Raw genomic sequence first — 20,793 nt, forward strand, 5'->3', positions numbered from 1 at the left:
CCCCCCCCCCCCCCCCCCCGGGGGGCCCCCCCCCCCCGGGGGGGGCCCCCCCCCCTTCGAGGTCGTGGAAGCAGCGCCGGACATCCAGCTAGGGTGAATCCGTGGACGCGACGATCTATCACAACCCGAAATGCTCGACCTCCCGCAAGGCGCTGGACAAGCTGCGCGACGCCGGTATTGACCCGACAGTCGTGAAGTATGTCAACGAGGGCTGGACGCGTGAGCAGTTGCAGACCCTGTTCGACGAGGCCGGACTGACCCCGAAGCAGGCCGCCCGCAAGCGTGAGGCCCTCTACAAGGAACTCGGCCTCGACGACGCCGACGACGACGCGGTACTCGACGCCATGGTCGAACATCCCATCCTCGTCGAACGCCCCTTCGTCGTCACCGGCAAGGGCACCCGGCTGGCCCGTCCACTCGAGAGCCTCGACGAGATCCTCTGAGGTACCCGACGTTCAGGCGGCGACCCGCGCGGGCAGTGGGCGGGCGACGCCTGGGATGATCGCCCCGACCAGCCCCCGAACCAGCGCCTTGGTCATGTCGAAGTAGTCGAAATAGTCCCGCCACACGGTGATTCGACCTTCGGCGACCTCGAACCGCCCGCACACCCAGAACTGCAGGTGCACGCGACCGAAGCGCAATTCGTCGATCCGTTCGGTCAGCACCACCGGTCCCTCCGCCGCCACGTTGACCATCCGGTAGTTGAACCCGACCCAGCTCGTGGTCTCCAGACCGCCGAAAATCTTGGCCACCTTCCGCTTTCCGCGGACGGTCGGCAACGAGACATTGGTGTAGACGATGTCGTCGTCGATGTACTCCAGTGCGGCAGACGCGTCACCACGCGCGAACGCGGTCAGCATGCTTTCGGTGATCTCGGTCGGTGTCGTAGACGTCATGGCACCACTATGCCCGCCGCGCCACCCGCACCGATAGCCCCGCACATCGGCGGATATGACATCGCGGCAGGTCATCGGCTACCCTGACAGGCGTTGTCTCGGCGAGGGTGACCATGTCACCGTGATCGGCGCGACCATCGCAGTTCTCCTCGCGGGTGTGTGCCCCCCGCCCGGCGGATGTGGGTTGGCTCGCTCCTCGCGGCCGAGGTACCACCGCCGAGAAATCGAGAACGAGGAGATCACCATGGCTACCCAGACCACCACGCTGGCCGTCACCACCCGCACCGAGAAGGGCAAGGGTGCCGCTCGTCGCGCCCGCCGCGAGGGCAAGGTGCCCGCCGTGCTCTACGGCCACGGCACCGACCCGCAGCACCTGCACCTCCCGGCCCGTGAGTTCGCCACCATCCTGCGTGGCAACGGCACCAACGCCGTCATCGAACTCGACATCGAGGGCACCAGCCAGCTCGCGCTGACCAAGCAGGTCGACGTCCACCCGATCCGCAACTACATCGAGCACGTCGATCTGCTCGTCATCAAGCGCGGCGAGAAGGTCACCGTCGAGGTCACCGTCGTCATCGAGGGTGACGCCGCTTCCGGCACCCTGGTCGTCCAGGACGCCAACACCATCGAGATCGAGGCCGACGCGCTGTCGATCCCGGAGCAGATCGTGGTCAGCGTCGAGGGCGTCGCCGCAGGCACCCTGATCCACGGCTCCGACCTGGATCTGCCCGAGGGCGTCGCACTGACCTCCGACCCGGAGACCCTGGTCGTCGCCGTCAACGAGGCACCGTCGGCCGCCGATCTCGCCTCCGAGGACGAGGCCGAGGGTGAGGCTGCCGCCGAAGAGGCTCCCGCCGCCGACGCCGAGTGACCTTCGGTCCCGACCGACCAGGACATCTGGATCTGTGAAACTGATTGTCGGGCTTGGTAATCCCGGGCCCAAATACGAGAAGACGAGGCATAACATCGGCGCCATGGTCGCCGATGGCCTCGTCTCCTCGGCCGGCGAGCGATGGAAGGTACACAAGCGTTCAGGCGCCGAAGTCGCCTCGATCACGCTCGCCGGCCAATCGGTGCTCGTGGCCAAGCCACGCACCTACATGAACGAGTCGGGCCGTCAGATCGGTCCGCTGGCGGCGTTCTATTCGGTGTCCGCCGCCGATCTCATCGTCTGCCATGACGAACTCGACATCGATTTCGGTGCCGTGCGACTCAAACGCGGCGGCGGTGAAGGCGGCCACAACGGTCTGCGCTCGATCAGTCAGGCCATCGGCACGCGCGATTACCTGCGCGTCCGCCTGGGCATCGGCCGTCCACCCGGGCGTCAGGACCCCGCCGATTTCGTCCTCAAGCCATTCCCCACTGCCGCTCGCACCGAGGTCGACCTGCTGATCGGCAACGGCGCCGATGCCGTCGAGTTGCTGGTGGCGCGCTCTCTCGAGGACGCCCAGAACGCGGTGCACGCCTGGTGACCTTGTCGCCAGTGCGTCTGAATCTGTCCCGCCGAGGCGATCCGACCACGACTGCGGTGCGCCCTCACATGACCACGCGGCGCCAACCGGTAAGGTCACGCTAAGTACGTCGGACTCTCGGGAGGGAACTGCAATGGTGCAGATCGCGGTCAACACCGGTAGGCAGAATGTGTCGATGCTGGGTATCGGCGCGTGCCGACCCCAACGGCTGGTCAGCAACGACGAGGTCTGCCAGACCCTCGACTCCACCGACGAGTGGATCTTCGAACGCAGCGGTATCCGCAACCGCCGCTGGATCAGCGGCGACGAGACGGCCCGCTCGCTGGCCGCGACCGCTGCCGAACGAGCCATCGCCAATTCCGGTGTCGACAAGGAGCGGATCGGCGCATTGGTCCTCGCCACCAACAGTTGGAAGACCAAGATTCCGCACGGCGGGCCGATCATCGCCAGCGACATCGGGCTCAACGGGATCCCCGCCTACGACGTCGCCGCCGGCTGCGGCGGCTTCGGATACGCCCTCGGCATCGCCGCCGACACCATCCGCGCGGGATCGGCCGACTACGTTCTGGTCGTCGGGGTGGAGACGATGTCGGTCGTGATGGAACCCACCGACCGCAACACGGCATTCATCTTCGGCGACGGCGCCGGTGCGGTGGTCGTCGGGCCGAGCGAGGAGAACGGCATCTCCCCCACCGTGTGGGGCAGTGACGGTGAGAACGCCGAGGCCATCGGGCAGAACCTCGACATCCCGGCATATATGGATCGGGCGCAGGACTACCAGCACAAGGACCCCGACACCGATCCCGTCGGACGGATGGTGGTCACCATGCAGGGTCCGCGCGTATTCCGGTGGGCGGCCATCACGCTGCCGAAGGCGCTGTCGAATGTGCTGACCAACTCCGGGGTGGATGTGGCCGACATCGAGGTGTTCATCCCACACCAGGCCAACGCCCGCATCAACGAACTGATGAAGTCCAATCTCGGTCTGGCCGACGACATCCCGATGGCCAACGACATCGAGAACACCGGCAACACCTCGGCCGCGTCGATCCCGCTGGCGATGGAGGAGATGCTGGCCACCGGGAAAGCCAAGGGCGGCCAGACCGCGCTGCTGCTCGGGTTCGGCGCCGGACTCAGCTACGCCGGTGCCGTCGTCACCCTGCCGCCAGCACCTGTGGTGACCAGCTTCGACGACCTGGGCTGACCGTCACCCTGCCGCCAGCACCTTCGGTGACCAGCTTCGACGACCTGGGCTGACCCGTCACCCTGCCCCCAGCGCCTGTGGTGACCAGCTTCGACGACCTGGGCTGACCCCGGCTCGCCGAACGAGCCGGGGCCACGATTATCGTCAGGCGTTCTCTTTACGGAACACCGATGTGCCCCACCAGGTTCCGAGTGCCGCCAGCACGGCCGCCGACAACAGACCCCAGGCGACCTGTGCGGTCGCGATGTCGCCGTTGAAGGTCGCACGGACGGCGTCGACGATCCAGCGGAACGGGATGAAATCGCTCAGGTTCTGCAGCCACTCCGGCCCCAGCGTCATCGGGAGCAGGATCCCCGACAGCAGCAGGATCGGCATCATCACCATGTTGATCAGCGGCGCCATGACGTCCTCGCTCTTGGTGGTCAGGGCCACCGCATTCGACGCCGCGGCGCACGCACCGCCGATGAGTAGCGTGATGACGATGCCCGCGATCACCCCGATGATCGACCCGCGCATACCCATCAGATAACCGAGTCCGACCAGGATCAGCGCCTGCACCAGCAGTTGCAGCAGGTCGCGCATGAGTCGTCCGACCAGCAGCGCGGTCCGGCTGGCCGGGGTGACCCGCTCGGCTTCGATGACGCCTTCGCGCCACTCCCCGATCAGGCTGAACCCGGCGAACATCGCCCCGAAGATGCCCAACTGCACCAGTAGACCCGGCACGAGGAAGGTGTAGGCGTTGTCGGGGGCGCCGGGGAACTGGCTGACCAGCGGTTCCAGGAGTGGACCGAACAGCACCAGATACAGCACCGGCTGCATGATGCCGATGAGCACCCATGCCGGGTTGCGCAGATTCATCCGGATCTGGCGCCGGAAAACGATGAAACTCTCACGGAAGAAGTTGCCCGCGGGGACCGTCGCCCCGTGGGTGGCCGACCGCGGCGCGGTGTTGGTTCGGGTGCTCATCGCTGGCCTCCCACTTCGGTCGTCTCCTGGTCGGTGGTCTCGGTTTCGGCGTCGCGCAGTGAACGGCCGGTCAGGGTTAGGAACACATCGTCGAGCGTCGGCCGGATCACCTCGATGGAATCGAGCGCGACCTCGGCGGCGTCGAGTTCGCGGAGCAGTCCCGGCAGCTCACGTCCGGCGCGCGGTACCCGCCCGCGGACATGCCGTCCGTCGACGTCGATCTCGGTGCCGATCGCCGACAATTTGTCGGCGCACACGGGTACCAGCGCCGACTCGGCGACCTCCAGCGAGACCAGGTCGCCCGATACCTGGGCCTTGAGGTTGTCTGGGGTGTCGGCGGCGACGATCCGCCCGTTGTCGATGATGACGATCCGATCCGACAGTTCGTCGGCCTCGTCGAGATAGTGCGTGGTGAGAAAGACGGTGGCGCCACGTTCGGTCCGCAGTCGGCGGATGTGCTCCCACAGGTTGGCGCGCGCCTGCGGGTCGAGTCCGGTTGTCGGCTCGTCGAGGAACACCAGTGTCGGTTCGTGTACCAGCCCCATCACGATGTCGAGTCGGCGTTTCTGTCCGCCGGACATGTTCTTCGGCATCCGCTGCCACAGCCCGTCCAGTTGGAGCTGACCGAAGAGATCCTGGCCGCGGCGGGTGGCCTCCGCCCGCGAGAGACCGTAGAGCATGCCGTGGTCGACGACCTCGTCACCGGCCTGCGCCTGGCTGAAGGTGCCGCCGGCCTGCGACACATAACCGATGCTGCGGCGCACCATGACCGAATCCTTGACGACGTCGTACCCGTTGACCGTCGCGGTACCCGCGGTCGGTCGAAGCAGTGTCGTCAGCATGCGCAAGGTGGTCGTCTTCCCCGCCCCGTTGGGCCCGAGGAAGCCGACCACTTCGCCTTCGGCGACGTCGAGGTCGACGCCGTCGACCGCGGTCACCTGTTTCTTCTGTTTCCCCCGGCCGGTCTCGAAGGTCTGGACCAGCCCGCGTGCGTGAATCATGTTCATCCCCTTGCCCGTGGTGTCGTCGGCGCTGTCAGACAGTCTGACTCGCGACACCGACAGGATTCATCGCATTGCGGACGGCCAGTGTCCGCAAACGCCAGTGACACCCACGGTTCGTGGTCCGACACCGCGTCTACCGCGGTGTCAGACCACTAAATCCGGTCGTCGTACTGCACGCCGGCCGGGTCCGAGGGCAGCAACCCGATCACGATCGAGGTGAGACCACCGACAAACGGGATGAAAATGCAGAGCAGCCACGCGCCGCTCTGGTTCGCATCGTGCAATCGGCGGACGGCTACCGAGATCGACGGCAGGATCGTCGCCAGCGCGAACACCAGGAGCAGGATGCCCAAGAATCCGGCCAGCGCGGCAACACCGCCGGCCCCGGTGGACTCACCGACCAGCGCCAGGACGATCAGCACGATGGTGATCACCGTCGATGCGAGCAGCATCATCAGCACCGGCCACCAGTACTCACTCTGCGACGCACGGCCGGAGAAGTTCACGTAGTTCTTGAAATATCGGGCGACCCCTTGACCGAAGGTCGCGCCGTAGAGCGGAAGCCGCAGGTCATTCGGGTCGGTGGTCCCCTCCGGCCGGCCGTACGGCGCTTGCCCATAGTAGGGCTGCCCGTACTGGGGCTGGCCGTATTGGGGCTGACCGTACTGGGGCTGACCGTACTGGGGCTGACCGTACTGGGGCTGGGAGCCGGGAACCGGCCCCCATTCCTGACCGTGTTGCGGCTGGCCATAGGACTGCTGACCGTACTGCGTCTGTTCGTAGGGTTGCCGCGGATCCGACGACCAGCCCGCCTGCTCGCCGTGGGGGTTGTTGGGGTCCTGCCAGGTCATCGCGGTGCCTCTACTCATGGGGAAAATTCGGTCTGCGCCCGACCGGGCATGGCCACCTCGGGTCAGCGACAACGATAGTGGCAGGCAGCCCCCGTGGACAGCTTCAGCGCGGACGGGTCATTCGAGCGGATCTGCCGCCCACTACTTCCGAGTAGGCACGCCGGTGAGTACGGTTTATGGCGGGTCACATATCGGAGAGGGATTGACATGGCTGTACTCGCGGAGACAACCGGCATCAACAACATCGGCATGCTGGGCATCGGCGCATACCGACCCGAACGCGTCGTGACCAACGACGAGATCTGCGAGCACATCGACTCCTCCGACGAGTGGATCTACACCCGCACCGGCATCAAGACCCGCCGTTTCGCGCGGCGCGACGAGTCCGTCATGGAGATGTCGGTCAACGCCGGCCGCAAGGCGATCGCCAATGCACTGCTGTCCGGCAGCGACATCGACGCCGTGATCGTGGCCACCAACACCCACCTGCTGCTCACCCCGGCCGCCGCGGTCAAGGTGGCCACCGAACTCGGCGCCAACGGCGTCCCCGCCTTCGACGTCACCGTCGGCTGCGCCGGATTCGGTTACGCGATGGCCCTGGCGTCGGACATGATCCGCGGCGGGAGCGCCACCCACGTACTCGTCATCGGCGCCGAACAGCTGTCGGTGACCATGGATATGACCGACCGCGGCAACTGCTTCATCTTCGGTGACGGAGCGGGCGCGGTGGTCGTCGGACCGACCAAGGAGCAGGAGCTCGGCCCGGTGGTCTGGGGTTCGGACGGCTCCCAGTTCAACGCGATCCGCCAGGACATCGACTGGATCACCTTCCTCGATGGCGACGATCACGTGAACCGCCCCTACCTGCGGATGGAGGGCACCAGCGTGTTCCGCTGGGCCGCCTTCGAAATGGGTAAGGCCGCCCAGCGCGCGCTCGACGCCGCCAAGATCAGCGCCCAGGACCTCGATGTCTTCGTGCCGCACCAGGCCAACTCGCGCATCAACGAGCTGCTGGCCCGCAGCCTCAAGCTCAAAGAGGGCACGGTCGTGGCCAACGACATCGAGACCACCGGCAACACGTCGGCCGCGTCGATCCCGCTGGCGATGGAGGATCTGCTCTCCACCGGCAAGGTGAAGCCCGGCGACACCGCACTGCTGCTCGGTTACGGTGCCGGCCTCAGCTACGCCGCCCAGGTCGTCAAGCTGCCGCCGGTCCCCTTCGAGTGAGGCCCACCGCCCGCACATGGTGAGCGGGAGTCCGACGACAGTTTGGGACCCCACCACCTCGACCGATAGCCTCTATGGGTGAGTTCTGATGTCGCCAGTGAGGTAAAGCGCCGCCGGACGTTCGCGATCATCTCCCATCCCGACGCCGGTAAGTCGACGATGACCGAGGCGCTCGCGCTGCATGCCCGCATGATCAGTGAGGCCGGAGCCATCCACGGCAAGGCCGGTCGCCGTTCGACCGTCTCCGACTGGATGGAGATGGAGAAGGCCCGCGGCATCTCGGTGAGTTCGACCGCGCTGCAGTTCAACTATGCGGCGTCGGATTCCCCCACCGGCACGGCCGACGACCCCGATCACCCACACGTGATCAACCTCGTCGACACCCCCGGCCACGCCGACTTCTCCGAGGACACCTACCGCGTGCTGACCGCGGTCGACGCCGCGGTGATGCTGATCGACGCCGCCAAGGGTCTGGAACCGCAGACCCTCAAGCTGTTCCAGGTCTGCCGCCATCGCGGCATCCCGGTCATCACCGTCATCAACAAGTGGGACCGCCCCGGCCAGACACCGCTGGAACTCATCGACGAGATCACCGAGCGGATCGGGCTGACCCCCACCCCGCTGTTCGTACCGGTCGGCATCGCAGGCGATTTTCGTGGGCTGCTCGACCGTCGCACCGGCGAGTATGTGCGGTTCACCCGCACCGCGGGCGGCGCCAAGATCGCTCCCGAGGAGATGATGGACGCCGACGCCGCACTCGACCGCGAGGGCGACGCCTGGACGACGGCACTCGAGGAGAGCGAACTGCTCTCGGAGATGGGCCAGGACCACGATCAGGAGATGTTCCTCGCCGGACAGACCTCCCCGATGATCTTCTCCTCGGCGATGCTCAACTTCGGTGTGCGGCAGCTACTGGAGACTCTGGTGGAGCTGGCGCCGGCGCCCGAGGGTCGCGAGGACATCGCCGACCACCTGCGTGCGGTCACCGACCCGTTCTCGGCGGTCGTGTTCAAGGTGCAGGCCGGCATGGATGCCAGCCATCGGGATCGGCTGGCATATATGCGCATCGTGTCCGGCCAGTTCGAACGCGGCATGGTCGTCACGCACGCCCAGACCGGAAAACCCTTCGCCACCAAGTACGCCCAGGCGGTCTTCGGCCGGGATCGTTCGACGGTCGACCTCGCCTTCCCCGGTGACGTCGTCGGCTTGGTCAACGCGACCGCACTGGCCCCTGGCGACACCCTGTTCGACGGCCCGAAGGTACAGTTCCCGCCGATCCCTTCCTTTGCGCCCGAACATTTCTCGTCACTGCGGGCCACTACTGCCGACAAATACAAGCAGTTCCGCAAGGCGATGGATCAGCTCGACAGCGAGGGCGTGGTGCAGGTGCTGCGCAACGACACCCGCGGCGACGCCTCGCCGGTACTGGCCGCCGTCGGTCCGATGCAGTTCGAGGTGGTGACCGCCCGGATGAAATCGGAGTTCAACGTGGACACCATTATCGATCCGCTCGGCTACACCCTGGCCCGGCGCACCGACGAAGCGAGCGCTCCCGAACTCGATCGACAGCGTGGCGTCGAGGTGTTCACCCGCACCGACGGCGCCATCCTGGCCCTGTTCAGCGACAAATGGCGCCTGCAGTACATCGAGAAGGAACACCCCGACCTCACTCTCGAACCGCTCGTCGCGACCGCGGACTGAGTCGCTGATGAGGACCGTGTTCCTTCGGGCACCGGCGATGCCCGCCCTGCTGTGCGCACTTGTCGTCGCGGGGTGTGGCACCGCCGCCACCTCGGATCGGTCGCCGTCCACCTCGGTGACGGCGAGTCCGACTGCGGCCTCCCCGATCACGGCGGCCGGATGTGTACAGACACCGCCGAGCGGACCCGTCGACCGGATGGGCCACGACCTGGCGTTCACCACTGGATTCATTCGGATTGCGGTCTCACCGTCGGCACCCCAACCGGCCCTGGTACCCCCACCGGCCCCGGTACCCGCCCCGGCCCCGGAACCCTCGCCGGCGCCGGTACCCTCGGCAGCCGAGCCGACGCGCTGTTACGACTTCACCCGTTGGGGGCCGCCGAATCCGGCGGTACCACCGGATTCGCTGCTGTTCGTCTTCAAGGGTCCGGGAGTCGACGGGGCGCAGCTGGAATTTCTGGTCGGCGAACTCACCGGCGGTGCGCTACCACCGATCGGCCGCCCACGACCCCGGGTCGGTCCGCTGACCGCACCCATCAACGCACAGGTGGGCATCTCGGTGGCGGGCACCTACCATCATTCGACCGCATGCCGACTGACGCTGACCGCGATGTCGGCCGAACGCGCCGCGGGCCATTTCATCTGCGACGCCGCCGTCGAGTCTGACGCCAACCCGCTTGGGCCACAAGACGATACGCCCTACGACGCCGACGACGAATCCGCCACCCCGACCCCGGCCGTCCCGGCGCCACCGGGTGCGCCGACACCAGCACCGGAGGCGCAGGCTCCGACCGTCACCCTGAGCGGCTGGTTCGATCTGGAAGCCTGAGTCGCCACCAACCACCCCGGGACTGCTCAGGCGCCGATGATCCGTGCCACCACACCCGGGTCGACCGCATCGATGGTCGCTGGTGCGAAGCGCGGCGCACGATCTTTGTCGACGAGCACCGCACGGACCCCTTCGGCAAAGTCGTTGGTCGCGGTGATCTGTTGCGCAGCATGCAATTCCCGGTCGAAACACTCATCGAGCGTCGACGTCGCGCCGGCTTCGATCATCGCCGCGGTGACCCAGAGACTGGTCGGCGACGCCGCCTCGATGAGCGCGACCATCTCTTGCGCCCATTCGTCACCGACCGCCCCGCGCAGTCCGCCGAGGATCGCGACGACGTTGGGTTCGGCGAAGTACTCGCCGATCTTGCGGAGTGGGAGCCCCGAGTCCGGCGGCGTGACGGCCGACGAGAGCGCATGCGCCAGCGAACCGCCCGACCGGATCGTCTGGGCAACTGCGGGCAGATCTGCGGTGGCGACGAAATGCGTTGCCAGACCGATATTCACGGCATCCGATCCACCGATCCGGGCACCGGTCAGACCGAGCCAGTTACCGACGCCGTCGGGCAGTCGCGGGAGGAAGTAGGTGGATCCGATGTCGGGGAAGAAGCCGATCGCGGTCTCCGGCATGGCGATCAGTGCCCGCTCGGTGACCACCCGGATCTCGCCATGCACGCTGATGCCGAGTCCTCCGCCCATGGCTGCGCCGTCGATCAGGCTGACATACGGTTTCGGATACTCGGCGATCATCTGATCGAGCCGGTACTCGCTACTGAAGTAGCGGGTGATGGCGTCGGCGTCACCGGCGAGTGCGTATTCGCGGATCGCCCGAATGTCGCCGCCCGCACAGAACGCGCGTTCGGATGCCGAGGTGACCAGCACGGTGTCGATACTGTCGTCGTCCCCCCAATCACCCAGCGTCCGGTACATCTCGTCGATCATGTTCTGGTCGAGGGCATTCAGCGCCTTGGGACGGTCGAGGACGATCTCGGCGACGCCGGCAGCCACCGTGGTGCGCAGGTAGGACATGCCGTCACGCTACCGCCCCACCCCGCCGCCGGTTCACCGGCCGCTATCAAAACACCCTTGACAGCGCCCCGGGAGCCGGGGTTATGGTTGGCGCCGTCTTTGTCGCCGACCCCAGGGGTGATCTGCCGAATATGAACATCTGAGGTGCTTCTCGTTCCTGCCGCGCACACGTCCGCCGTGTGCCGTTTGCGGCATCGTCGAACCACCTCAGGAGTTTTCATGGCACATCCATCTGCCGGCTCACCCTCCGGCACCCCCGCATTTTCCGGCCCCCCTGCATTCTCCGGCCCCCCTGCATTCTCCGGCCCCGATGCACTCCCCACGGGTGGCACCCCGTCGATCGCACTCACCGACGTCTCCTTCGCCTGGCCCGACGGCACCGAGGTGTTCAGCGGACTGAATCTGCGCGTGCCGTCGGCGACGTACTCACTCATCGGCGCCAACGGTGCGGGCAAGTCGACGCTGCTGGGCCTCATCGCGCGGCGACTCCTCCCGGCCACCGGTTCGGTGGTTGTGCATGGCGAGGTGGCGTTCGTCCCCCAGCAGCCGTTCGATGATCCGGCCGTCACCGTGGCCGACGCGCTGGGCATCAGCGCGATTCGCGCGGCCATCGTCCGTATCGAGTCGGGATCGGTTGACGAGCATGACTTCTCGATCGTCGGCGACGATTGGAATGTCGAGGAGCGCGCCACCGCGACCCTGGCCCGGCTGCGACTACCGACCGATCTCGACCGGCGGGTGGGTGAGCTCTCCGGCGGGGAGGCCACCATGCTCGCGATCGCTGCTCAACTGCTGCGACAGCCCGCTGTACTTCTCCTCGACGAACCCACAAACAACCTCGATACCCGCTCCCGGACAATGCTGTTCGACGAAATCGATTCCTTCCCCGGCACGGTTCTCGTGGTCAGCCACGACCTCGAGTTACTCGATCGGGTGGATGCCACCCTCGAGTTGTATCGCGGCCAGGTGCGGGTCTTCGGCGGCGGTTATACCCACTACCGCGACATCGTCGATACCGAGCAGTCGGCGGCCGCCGCGGCGGTGGCCACCGCCGCCGCGGATCTGCGTAAGCAGAAGCGCGAACTGATCGACGCGCAGATCAAACTCGATCGTCGGGCGCGCACCGCCGCGACCGCCGAACGCGAGAAGCGCGTCCCGAAGATCGTCGCCCATCTGCGCCGCGATGCCGCACAGGTCTCGGCCGGGAAGCTGCGCAACACCCATCGCGACGACGTGACATCGGCGACCGCGCGTCACGATGCCGCCACACAGGAGATCCGCGACGACCGGCAGGCCCGCATCGTCGTCCCCGAGCCGGATCTCGCGGCCCGCGCGCAGGTCGTCGTCGGCGACGGATTGCGTATCGACGGACCCGAACGGGTGGCGTTGGTCGGACCGAACGGTTCGGGGAAGTCGACGCTGATCGCCGATGTGATTGCCGCCGGGCAGATCGTCGTCGATTACGCGCTGGTTCCGCAGCGGATCACCTTCGACGACGAAACGCGCACGATCGCACAATCCTTCGCCGACGATCACCCCGACATCGACGCACAGCAGATCCGTGCGCACCTGGCTCACTTCCTCTTCCGCGGTGCCCGCGCCGATCGGGTGATCGCGGAACTGTCCGGCGGTGAACGCCTCCGCGTCGCGCTCGCGGCGGCGCTGGTGGGCGAGCCGACCCCGAAGCTGCTGATCCTCGACGAGCCGACCAACAACCTCGACCTCGATACGGTGACGCAGTTGGTCGGTGCACTCGAATCCTGGTCGGGCGCATTGCTGGTGGTCTCCCACGACCAGGGCTTCCTCGACCGGATCGGGGTCGACCGCGTCGTCGACCTCGGTGCCGAACCGGCAGGCGGGTAGGCGCGGGGGTCAGTCGACGAGTTCGAAGATCGCCGACAGTCCCTGCCCGCCGCCGATGCACATCGTCTCCAGCCCGTAACGAGTTCCGCGGCGGCGCATCTCGCGGGCGAGGGTGGCGAGCATACGGCCACCGGTCGCACCGACGGGGTGGCCGAGGGAGATCCCCGACCCGTTGACGTTGGTGCGGTCGAAGCCGCCACCGGATCCGAACGACCCGAAACCCCATTCACGGGTGACCGCGAGCGCCTGCGCCGCGAATGCCTCGTTCAGTTCGATGAGCCCGATGTCGTCGAGGGTGATGCCTGCGCTGCGCAATGCCCGTTCGGTTGAGGCGACCGGCCCGATGCCCATCGTCTGTGGCGGCACCCCGGCAGTGGCCCACGACACCAGCCGGACCATCGGGGTCAGTCCGTGGTTGGCTGCCACCTCCGAGGTCGTCACGATGCACATCGCGGCCGCATCATTCTGGCCACTGGCGTTGCCCGCCGTCACCGTCGACTCCGGATCCGACGCGCCCAGGATCGGTCGCAACGCGCCGAGTGACTGCATCGAGACGTCGGGGCGGGGATGTTCATCGGTGTCGATGATCTTCTCGCCCCGACGATCAGGCACCGTGACCGGAACGATCTCCTCGGCGAACACCCCGTCGCGCTGCGCCCGCACGGCGCGCTGGTGCGAGGCCATCGCGAGTTCGTCCTGCTCGGTGCGGGAGATCGAGTATTCGCGGCGCAGGTTCTCGGCGGTCTCGATCATGCCGCCGGGGACCGGATGGTTCACGCCGCCTGCGGTCGATCGGGCCCGAACCAGGCTGTCGTGCACGGTGACTCCCGAACGCGCACCGCCCCAGCGCATGTCCAGAGAGTAGAAGGAGGCGTTGGTCATCGACTCGACGCCACCGGCGACCGCGATGTCGTTGACCCCGATGGCAACCTGCATCCCGGCCTGCACGATCGCCTGCAGCCCCGATCCACAGCGTCGGTCGACATGCATACCCGGCACGCTCACCGGCAGCCCGGCGTCGAGCGCGACGACACGCCCGATGGCGGGCGCCTCACTGTTGGCGTTGCATTGGCCGAGAATGACGTCGTCGACGACCGCACCGGGCAGGCCGGTTCGATCCAGCAGTGCACGCAGCACGCTCGCCCCCAGGTCGACGGCGGTCAGCCCGGCAAACATGCCGCCGTAACGGCCGATGGGGGTCCGGAGCGGTTCGCAGATGACGATGTCGCGCATGGTGGCACTCCCTTGTGTCCGGCCGGGTCTTGTTGGCACAATTCTGCAACATCGTCTCAATGCCATGTCGGGCGGCTCACATCATCCCCCGATCATGTGTTTGACTCACACCGCCGTGACCGTCCACCGACATCGGAGCCACACCGCAATGTCCCGTCTCGCCCAGACCCTCGACCTCACCGATTCCCAGCGCGACATCCTCGCGGCGGTCCGCGGGTTCGTCGACCGCGAGATCATCCCGGTCGCCCAGGAACTCGAACACACCGACACCTATCCGCAGCAGATCGTCGACGGGATGGCCGAACTCGGGATCTTCGGCCTGATGATCCCCGAGGAGTACGGCGGCCTGGGTGAATCACTGCTCACCTATGCGTTGTGCGTGGAAGAACTCGCACGCGGCTGGATGAGCGTCTCAGGGGTGATCAACACCCATTTCATCGTCGCCTACATGCTGCGCCAGCACGGGACCGACGAACAGAAGCAGCGCCTGCTCCCGAAGATGGCGACCGGTGAGGTACGCGGCGCCTTCTCGATGAGCGAACCCGACCTCGGCTCGGACGTCGCGGCGATCAAGACGACCGCCAAACCCGACGGCGACGGCGGTTATGCGATCAGCGGACAGAAGATGTGGCTGACCAACGGTGCCACGTCGACGCTGGTCGCCGCCCTCGTCCGCACCGATGTCGGCGCCCAGCGGCCGCACCACAACCTGACGACCTTCCTGATCGAGAAGCCGGCCGGATTCGGCGAGGTCAAACCCGGTCTGACCATCCCGGCCAAGATCGACAAGATGGGCTACAAGGGCATCGACACCACCGAGCTCATCTTCGACGATCACCGCGTCGGCGCCGACGCCATTCTCGGAGGTGTGCCCGGACGCGGTTTCGCGCACATGATGGACGGCGTCGAGGTCGGACGCGTCAACGTCTCCGCCCGCGCGTGCGGTGTCGCACAGCGCGCCTTCGAACTTGCCGTCTCCTACGCGCAGCAGCGCTCCACCTTCGGCAAACCGATCGCCGAACATCAGGCCGTCGCCTTCTCCCTCGCCGAGATGGCCACCAAGGTCGAGGCCGCCCACCTGGTGATGGTCAACGCGGCCCGACTCAAGGATTCCGGCGAGCGCAACGACGTCGCCGCGGGTATGGCCAAATACCTGTGCAGCGAATACTGCGCCGAGGTCACGCAGGCCTCCTTCCGAATCCACGGCGGCTACGGCTATTCCACCGAATTCGAGATCGAACGGCTGATGCGGGAAGCCCCCTTCCTGCTCATCGGGGAGGGCACGAGCGAAATCCAGAAGCAGATCATCAGCCGCGGCGTGCTTCGCGAATACAAATCCAGGTAGAGGCGTACGCGAGTGGTGTAGATCACACCCGGCCCGCCGGTAGGCGCCCTCGCCTACACTTCCCACAGCGCCGGGCGGTCCGGCGCATGAGTGTCTCCGGGAGCGGGTTGCAGTGGTGCGGGTAGTTGACCGCCGTCGGCGCGTGGTGCGCACGACGATTCTCATGGTGATCGGCGCGGTCGTCGCCACCCTCCTGTCGTCGACGCATTCCGGCGACGCCGACGCCGCCCCCGCCGGCGGGCAGACGCATCGCTACACCGGCGGCACCTATGTGGCGATGGGGGATTCCCGGGCGTCGGGGGCGTTCTTCACGCTGACCCCCGACTATTTCCTCGGCTGCAAGCGCTCGGCATTGAATTACCCCCTCTACGTCGCCGCGATGACCCTGCCCCGTGGTTACGTCGACACCTCTTGCGCCGGAGCGAAATCGGCCAACCTGTATCGGCAGGGCCAACGCACCGACCTCGGCCGCAAGGCGCCGCAGCTGTATCTGGTGCCACGCACCGCGCAGCTGATCACGGTGAGCATCGGCGGCAACGACATGCGCTGGGGCGCGATCCTCGTGCAGTGCACCACCGCACCCTTCACCGATCGTCGGTGCCGGCACAACAAGCGCCTGGCCCGCGAGGTCCGCGCCCGCATCGGCGTCATGGAAGGCAGGGTCACACCGGCGCTGGCCGCGATCGCGCGCAAGGCGCCCCGCGCGCAGATCATCGTCGTCGGTCTCGGTGGCTTCATGGGCGACCACGGATGCTGGCCGCTGGTCCCGATCAGCGATCCCGACACCCGATACATGCGCCGCGTCTTCGACCAGGCCAACGACGCGCTGCGCCGCGCGACCGCCGCCGTCGGCGGCACCTTCATCGACGCCAACCGCCGGTCCGCCGGGCACGATCCGTGCAACCTCGTCAGCCCCTGGTATGAGAGCGCACTGTCAAATACGATCGCCTATCCCTACCACCTCAATCAGGCGGGGGCCCTGGCCATCGCCATGATGATCAACGGGGCCATCCGCCGCTGACCCCGGCGACCCGGCGCACGCCGGTACACGAGTATTTTTGGCACGTGGCACATCTTCTCGGGGCCGAGGCCCTGTCGCTGGAGTATCCGACGACCAAGGTTTTCGACTCGGTGTCCCTCGGGGTGAACGAGGGCGACCGGATCGGCATCGTCGGACGCAACGGTGACGGCAAATCCAGCCTCCTCGCAATGCTCTCCGGACGTCGGGAACCCGACTCCGGACGTGTCACCGTTCGTGGCGGCGTGCGGGTCGGGGTCCTGGCCCAGGCAGACAACTTCGACGACCAGGAAACCGTCGGACATGCCGTCGTCGGGGATCGACCGGAACACGAGTGGGCCGGTGATCCACGTACCCGGGACGTCATCGGCGGACTCCTCGGCGACCTTCCCTGGGAGGCGACCACCGGTTCCCTGTCGGGCGGTCAGCGACGGCGGGTGTCACTGGCCCGGCTGCTCGTCGGCGACCACGATGTCCTCGCCCTCGACGAACCCACCAACCACCTCGATGTCGAGGCGATCACCTGGCTCGCCGAACATCTGAAGAAGCGCTGGGCGGCAAACGCGGGCGGTCTGCTGGTCATCACCCACGACCGGTGGTTCCTCGACGAGGTGTGCACCACGACCTGGGAGGTGCACGACCGGATCGTCGAACCCTTCGAGGGCGGGTACGCCGCCTATATCCTGCAGCGCGTCGAACGCGATCGGCAGGCCGCCGCGATCGAGGCACGCAGACAGAACCTGGCCCGCAAGGAACTGGCCTGGCTGCGTCGCGGGGCACCGGCCCGCACGTCGAAACCGAAGTTCCGCATCGACGCGGCCAACGCCCTGATCGCCGACGTCCCGCCGATCCGCGACACCGTCGCCCTGCAGTCACTCGCGGTCTCGCGTCTGGGCAAAGACGTCGTCGACCTCCTCGACGTATCCGTGTCCTATGGCGAACGCCACGTGCTCGACGGCATCGAATGGCGTCTGGCACCCGGTGAACGCACCGGCATCCTCGGCGTCAACGGCGCGGGCAAGTCGACCCTGCTCGGCCTCATCGCGGGCACGGTCGAACCGACTGCCGGCCGGGTCAAGCGGGGGAAGACCGTCAAGGTCGCCACCCTCACCCAGCGCCTGGACGACCTCGACAAATATCTCGACGACCCGGTGCGGATCGTGCTGGGGAACCTGCGCAACACCTACACCTTCGGGTCGGGATCCAAGGCCCAGGAACTGTCGCCATCTCAGTTGCTGGAGCGGCTCGGCTTCGATTCGGCGCAACTGTCCACCCCGGTACGCGACCTGTCCGGTGGTCAGAAGCGGCGGCTACAGCTGTTGCTGATCCTGCTCGATGCCCCGAATGTGCTCATCCTCGACGAGCCGACCAACGACCTCGACACCGACATGCTGGCCGCGCTCGAAGACCTGCTCGACTCGTGGCCGGGCACCCTGATCGTCGTCTCGCACGACCGCTACTTCCTGGAGCGGGTCACCGATCAGCAGTACGCCGTGTTCGGCGGCGGTCTACGGCATCTGCCCGGCGGGGTCGACGAGTTCCTGTCGCTGCGCAGGCAGGCTCATCCGGCCACGACATCGCGCACGGCGACCCCCACCACGACGCAGGCATCGGTCGGCGAGACCGGCCTGTCCGGCGCCGAGCTACGTTCGGCCAAGAAGGAACTCGCCTCACTCGAACGCCGGATGGACAAGATGCACGAAAAGGTCGACGCGGCGAAAACCGCACTCGCCGACCACGATCAGTCCGACTTCGCCGGCCTCGGCGTCGAGATGGAACGGATCCGCGAACTCGAGGACGAACTCGCCGCCCTCGAAGAGAAGTGGATGACCCTGGGCGAGGCCCTGGAGTAGGGCGCACTCAGCTGCGTGCGAAGTCGTCCTTGATCGCGGACATGGTGTCCGACAGTGATTGCTCGACCACCGAGGTGTGATCGGCGCGCACATAGGTTTTGAGCGTCACGTCGGTACCGTCATCGGCCATCGCGGTGCGCAACGACCGGCTCATCGCGTAGGGCAGCACCGGGTCCAGAAATCCGTGGTTGATCTGCACCGGCACCCCGTATCCACCGGTGGGTACCTCGGCGTAGTCACGGAGTGCATCCCGGAACGTGTCGCTACCAAAGCCCGAATCGACCAGTGAACCAGGCGAATTCGAGTGAAGGGCGTCGTTGAGGTCGCCGTAGCAACGTTCCCGCGCGTAGTCGAGATATTTGCGTCCGGTATCGGTCAGATGGGCGTTGACGTCGAGGTCACGGCGGGCGTGGTCGAGGCCGGCGAGGATGTAGAGGAACAGTCCGCTCACCCCGTTGAACCGGCCGAGACTCGGTGTGCGCGGGCCGAATACGCCGAAAATGTCCTCTATCGACGAGACCGGCGCGATGGCCACGACGCCACGCACCGACGTCTCCGGCGCGTAGTCGCGGGCATAGCGGGCCGCGAACAGTGCGGCATGGCCGCCCTGCGAATGCCCGACCGACACCCAGCGTTCGGACAGCGTCGGGTCGAGGGTCCGCGCGGCCCGGATCAGGTCGACGATGGAGTGGGCGGCGGCCCGCCCGCCGAGGTATTCGCTCTCCCCAGCCGCGCCGAGCCCGGCGTAGTCGGTGGCGGTGACCGCATATCCGGCGTCGAGAGCCGCCCGGATCGGCGCCTCCCAACCGTTGCCGCTGCGGATCCGGCTCGGCGCACAGGTGTCGGCGATACCGGTGGTGCCGTGTGCCCAGGACACGATCGGCCACCCTCCGGGTGGCGGTGTCCCGTGCGGGGTCCAGACCATCCCGCCAGACATCGCCGGACGGCCGTTCTGATCGAGCGTGGCGTAGACGACCCGCGACGCGCGCGCCGCCCCCGACGGCAACAGCCCACCGGGCACCGGTGTCGAGGTGAACACGAACCCGGGCGCGGGTGCCGCGGCGGACGCCTGCGGGACGGCGAGGACTCCGCCGGTGGCCGTCACGAACGCCAGTGTCATCCCGATCGTGGACAGCCTCCGACGCCACGACACACGGGAGTACCGGGTCTTGCCGACCCGCGACCTGGACTGACGCACCCGTCAACTGTACGGGGACATCGGTGCAACCATCGCTGAGCTGGGCCGATCATGACCACCGTGGTCGGGGTCACGATGGTCGGAGAGGTACGGGGGCCGGGGGGTACGGGGGCCGGGGGTTACGGGGTCGGCCTCAGGTGGGGTCGATGATCCGGGTGCCCGGCACCGGACCGGATGCGGTCCGCACCGAGCGCGTCACACCCGCGCCGGAGAGCTCCGCGGCGACGTTGACCGCCTCGGTCTCGTCGGCGCACAGGAACGCACAGGTCGGACCGGATCCGGACACGATCCCGTTGAGCGCACCCGCGTCGATCCCAGCACGCAGCGTGCGGCGCAGCGTGGGCTGCAGGCTCAGTGCGGCCGGTTGCAGGTCGTTGTGCAGCAGCGGCGCCACGGCTTCGGGATCCCCCGACGCCAGCGCCTGCATCAGCGCATCCGGACGGGCCAGCAGTTCGGATTCGTCCAGCTCGGACCCGGACCGGTTGTCGCGCAACCGATCCAGCTCGCCGTACACGGCCGGCGTGGACAACCCTTCGCGCGCGATCGCCAGCACCCAGTGATATTCGCCGCGTGCGAGCACCGGGATCAGCTGTTCGCCCCGTCCGGTGCCGAGGGCGGTACCGCCGTGCAGCGAAAATGGGATGTCGCTGCCGAGTTCCGCGGCGATCCTCGACAGTTCGTCGCGGTCGATGTCGAGCTGCCACAAGGTCGCCAGCGCGACCAGGGCGGCCGCCGCGTCCGCCGATCCCCCGGCCATCCCGCCCGCCACCGGGATGGCCTTGTCGATGTCGATGCTGACCTTGGCCGCGCGATCGGCCCATGCACCCAGCGCGAACACCGCGCGGACCGCCAGATTCGACTCGTCGGCGGGCACCGACGCCGCGCTCTCCCCACGTACCGTCACCGACAGCGCCGACGACGGCGATATGCGCACATCATCATGTAGCGACAACGCCTGGAAGACGGTGACCAGGTCGTGATAGCCGTCGTCTCGGCGCGGCCCCACCCCGAGGTGCAGATTCACCTTCGACGGTGCGCGCGCGACAACGGCATCCGAGACCACCGACAACGACCCACGAGACACAATGACCCAGCCTAATCGACG

19 protein-coding genes are annotated in these 20,793 nt (G+C 67.1%); 11 read left to right on the forward strand and 8 right to left on the reverse strand.

Going from position 1 to position 20,793, the window contains the following annotated elements:
- The first annotated feature begins 101 nt into the window (after window positions 1-101).
- Window positions 102-443 (forward strand): arsenate reductase (glutaredoxin), encoded by a 342-nt coding sequence (arsC, locus tag QSJ18_RS15705; RefSeq protein WP_286327510.1) that lies wholly within the window; start codon window positions 102-104, stop codon window positions 441-443.
- A gap of 12 nt (window positions 444-455) precedes the next feature.
- Here the strand turns inward: arsC and QSJ18_RS15710 are convergent, their stop codons facing one another.
- The gene (locus tag QSJ18_RS15710) at window positions 456-896 is read right to left on the reverse strand and encodes a limonene-1,2-epoxide hydrolase family protein (RefSeq protein WP_286327511.1); all 441 of its coding nucleotides are present in this window, start codon (window positions 894-896) and stop codon (window positions 456-458) included.
- Window positions 897-1,140: 244 nt separating this feature from the next.
- Between QSJ18_RS15710 and QSJ18_RS15715 the strand changes: the two genes are divergently transcribed.
- The 3 genes from QSJ18_RS15715 to QSJ18_RS15725 all read left to right on the forward strand — a co-directional run bounded on the left by QSJ18_RS15715 (window position 1,141) and on the right by QSJ18_RS15725 (window position 3,572).
- A complete protein-coding gene (locus QSJ18_RS15715; RefSeq protein ID WP_286327512.1) occupies window positions 1,141-1,767 on the forward strand; it encodes a 50S ribosomal protein L25/general stress protein Ctc in 627 nt (208 codons plus the stop codon).
- Between the two features lie 34 nt (window positions 1,768-1,801).
- Window positions 1,802-2,368: an aminoacyl-tRNA hydrolase gene (gene pth / locus QSJ18_RS15720; protein ID WP_286327513.1), complete on the forward strand. Its 567-nt coding sequence runs from the start codon at window positions 1,802-1,804 to the stop codon at window positions 2,366-2,368.
- A 133-nt stretch (window positions 2,369-2,501) separates the two neighbouring features.
- A complete protein-coding gene (locus tag QSJ18_RS15725; protein WP_286327514.1) occupies window positions 2,502-3,572 on the forward strand; it encodes a beta-ketoacyl-ACP synthase 3 in 1,071 nt (356 codons plus the stop codon).
- A gap of 144 nt (window positions 3,573-3,716) precedes the next feature.
- Here QSJ18_RS15725 and QSJ18_RS15730 read toward each other — a convergent pair whose 3' ends face one another.
- From QSJ18_RS15730 to QSJ18_RS15740, 3 genes are all read right to left on the reverse strand, one after another.
- Window positions 3,717-4,538: an ABC transporter permease gene (locus tag QSJ18_RS15730; RefSeq protein WP_286327515.1), complete on the reverse strand. Its 822-nt coding sequence runs from the start codon at window positions 4,536-4,538 to the stop codon at window positions 3,717-3,719.
- Window positions 4,535-5,539, reverse strand: a complete 1,005-nt coding sequence (locus QSJ18_RS15735) for an ATP-binding cassette domain-containing protein (protein ID WP_286327516.1) — start codon at window positions 5,537-5,539, stop codon at window positions 4,535-4,537. Before QSJ18_RS15735 ends, QSJ18_RS15730 begins: the two co-directional genes overlap by 4 nt.
- A 155-nt stretch (window positions 5,540-5,694) precedes the next feature.
- On the reverse strand, window positions 5,695-6,411 hold the full coding sequence (locus QSJ18_RS15740; RefSeq protein ID WP_286327517.1) for a DUF805 domain-containing protein: 717 nt from the start codon (window positions 6,409-6,411) through the stop codon (window positions 5,695-5,697).
- A gap of 189 nt (window positions 6,412-6,600) precedes the next feature.
- Between QSJ18_RS15740 and QSJ18_RS15745 the strand changes: the two genes are divergently transcribed.
- The 3 genes from QSJ18_RS15745 (at window position 6,601) to QSJ18_RS15755 (ending at window position 10,150) form a co-directional block, all read left to right on the forward strand.
- Window positions 6,601-7,620, forward strand: coding sequence for a beta-ketoacyl-ACP synthase III (locus QSJ18_RS15745; RefSeq protein WP_286327518.1), 1,020 nt, complete (start codon window positions 6,601-6,603; stop codon window positions 7,618-7,620).
- A gap of 78 nt (window positions 7,621-7,698) precedes the next feature.
- Window positions 7,699-9,321: a peptide chain release factor 3 gene (locus QSJ18_RS15750; RefSeq protein ID WP_286327519.1), complete on the forward strand. Its 1,623-nt coding sequence runs from the start codon at window positions 7,699-7,701 to the stop codon at window positions 9,319-9,321.
- A gap of 7 nt (window positions 9,322-9,328) precedes the next feature.
- Window positions 9,329-10,150, forward strand: coding sequence for a hypothetical protein (locus tag QSJ18_RS15755; RefSeq protein ID WP_286327520.1), 822 nt, complete (start codon window positions 9,329-9,331; stop codon window positions 10,148-10,150).
- Between the two features lie 26 nt (window positions 10,151-10,176).
- On the opposite strand, the gene QSJ18_RS15760 is transcribed toward QSJ18_RS15755, so the two are convergent.
- The gene (locus tag QSJ18_RS15760) at window positions 10,177-11,178 is read right to left on the reverse strand and encodes an enoyl-CoA hydratase/isomerase family protein (RefSeq protein WP_286327521.1); all 1,002 of its coding nucleotides are present in this window, start codon (window positions 11,176-11,178) and stop codon (window positions 10,177-10,179) included.
- A gap of 219 nt (window positions 11,179-11,397) precedes the next feature.
- On the opposite strand from QSJ18_RS15760, the gene QSJ18_RS15765 reads away from it, so the two are divergent.
- On the forward strand, window positions 11,398-13,041 hold the full coding sequence (locus QSJ18_RS15765; protein WP_286327522.1) for an ABC-F family ATP-binding cassette domain-containing protein: 1,644 nt from the start codon (window positions 11,398-11,400) through the stop codon (window positions 13,039-13,041).
- A 9-nt stretch (window positions 13,042-13,050) separates the two neighbouring features.
- Here QSJ18_RS15765 and QSJ18_RS15770 read toward each other — a convergent pair whose 3' ends face one another.
- Window positions 13,051-14,274: an acetyl-CoA C-acetyltransferase gene (locus QSJ18_RS15770; protein ID WP_286327524.1), complete on the reverse strand. Its 1,224-nt coding sequence runs from the start codon at window positions 14,272-14,274 to the stop codon at window positions 13,051-13,053.
- A 148-nt stretch (window positions 14,275-14,422) separates the two neighbouring features.
- On the opposite strand from QSJ18_RS15770, the gene QSJ18_RS15775 reads away from it, so the two are divergent.
- The 3 genes from QSJ18_RS15775 to QSJ18_RS15785 all read left to right on the forward strand — a co-directional run bounded on the left by QSJ18_RS15775 (window position 14,423) and on the right by QSJ18_RS15785 (window position 18,490).
- Window positions 14,423-15,619 (forward strand): acyl-CoA dehydrogenase family protein, encoded by a 1,197-nt coding sequence (locus tag QSJ18_RS15775; protein WP_286327525.1) that lies wholly within the window; start codon window positions 14,423-14,425, stop codon window positions 15,617-15,619.
- Window positions 15,620-15,782: 163 nt separating this feature from the next.
- Window positions 15,783-16,640 (forward strand): SGNH/GDSL hydrolase family protein, encoded by an 858-nt coding sequence (locus QSJ18_RS15780; RefSeq protein WP_286327596.1) that lies wholly within the window; start codon window positions 15,783-15,785, stop codon window positions 16,638-16,640.
- A gap of 44 nt (window positions 16,641-16,684) precedes the next feature.
- Complete coding sequence (locus QSJ18_RS15785) at window positions 16,685-18,490, forward strand: ABC-F family ATP-binding cassette domain-containing protein (protein ID WP_286327527.1); 1,806 nt, start codon at window positions 16,685-16,687, stop codon at window positions 18,488-18,490.
- A gap of 7 nt (window positions 18,491-18,497) precedes the next feature.
- Here the strand turns inward: QSJ18_RS15785 and QSJ18_RS15790 are convergent, their stop codons facing one another.
- Window positions 18,498-19,610 carry an alpha/beta fold hydrolase gene (locus QSJ18_RS15790; RefSeq protein WP_286327597.1) on the reverse strand — a complete coding sequence of 371 codons (1,113 nt, stop codon included), beginning with the start codon at window positions 19,608-19,610 and terminating at the stop codon, window positions 18,498-18,500.
- A 211-nt stretch (window positions 19,611-19,821) separates the two neighbouring features.
- Window positions 19,822-20,772, reverse strand: coding sequence for a 4-(cytidine 5'-diphospho)-2-C-methyl-D-erythritol kinase (locus tag QSJ18_RS15795; protein WP_286327528.1), 951 nt, complete (start codon window positions 20,770-20,772; stop codon window positions 19,822-19,824).
- Between the last annotated feature and the right edge of the window lie 21 nt (window positions 20,773-20,793).

It is taken from the genome of Gordonia heveisoli (assembly GCF_030315745.1).
Classification (GTDB): domain Bacteria; phylum Actinomycetota; class Actinomycetes; order Mycobacteriales; family Mycobacteriaceae; genus Gordonia.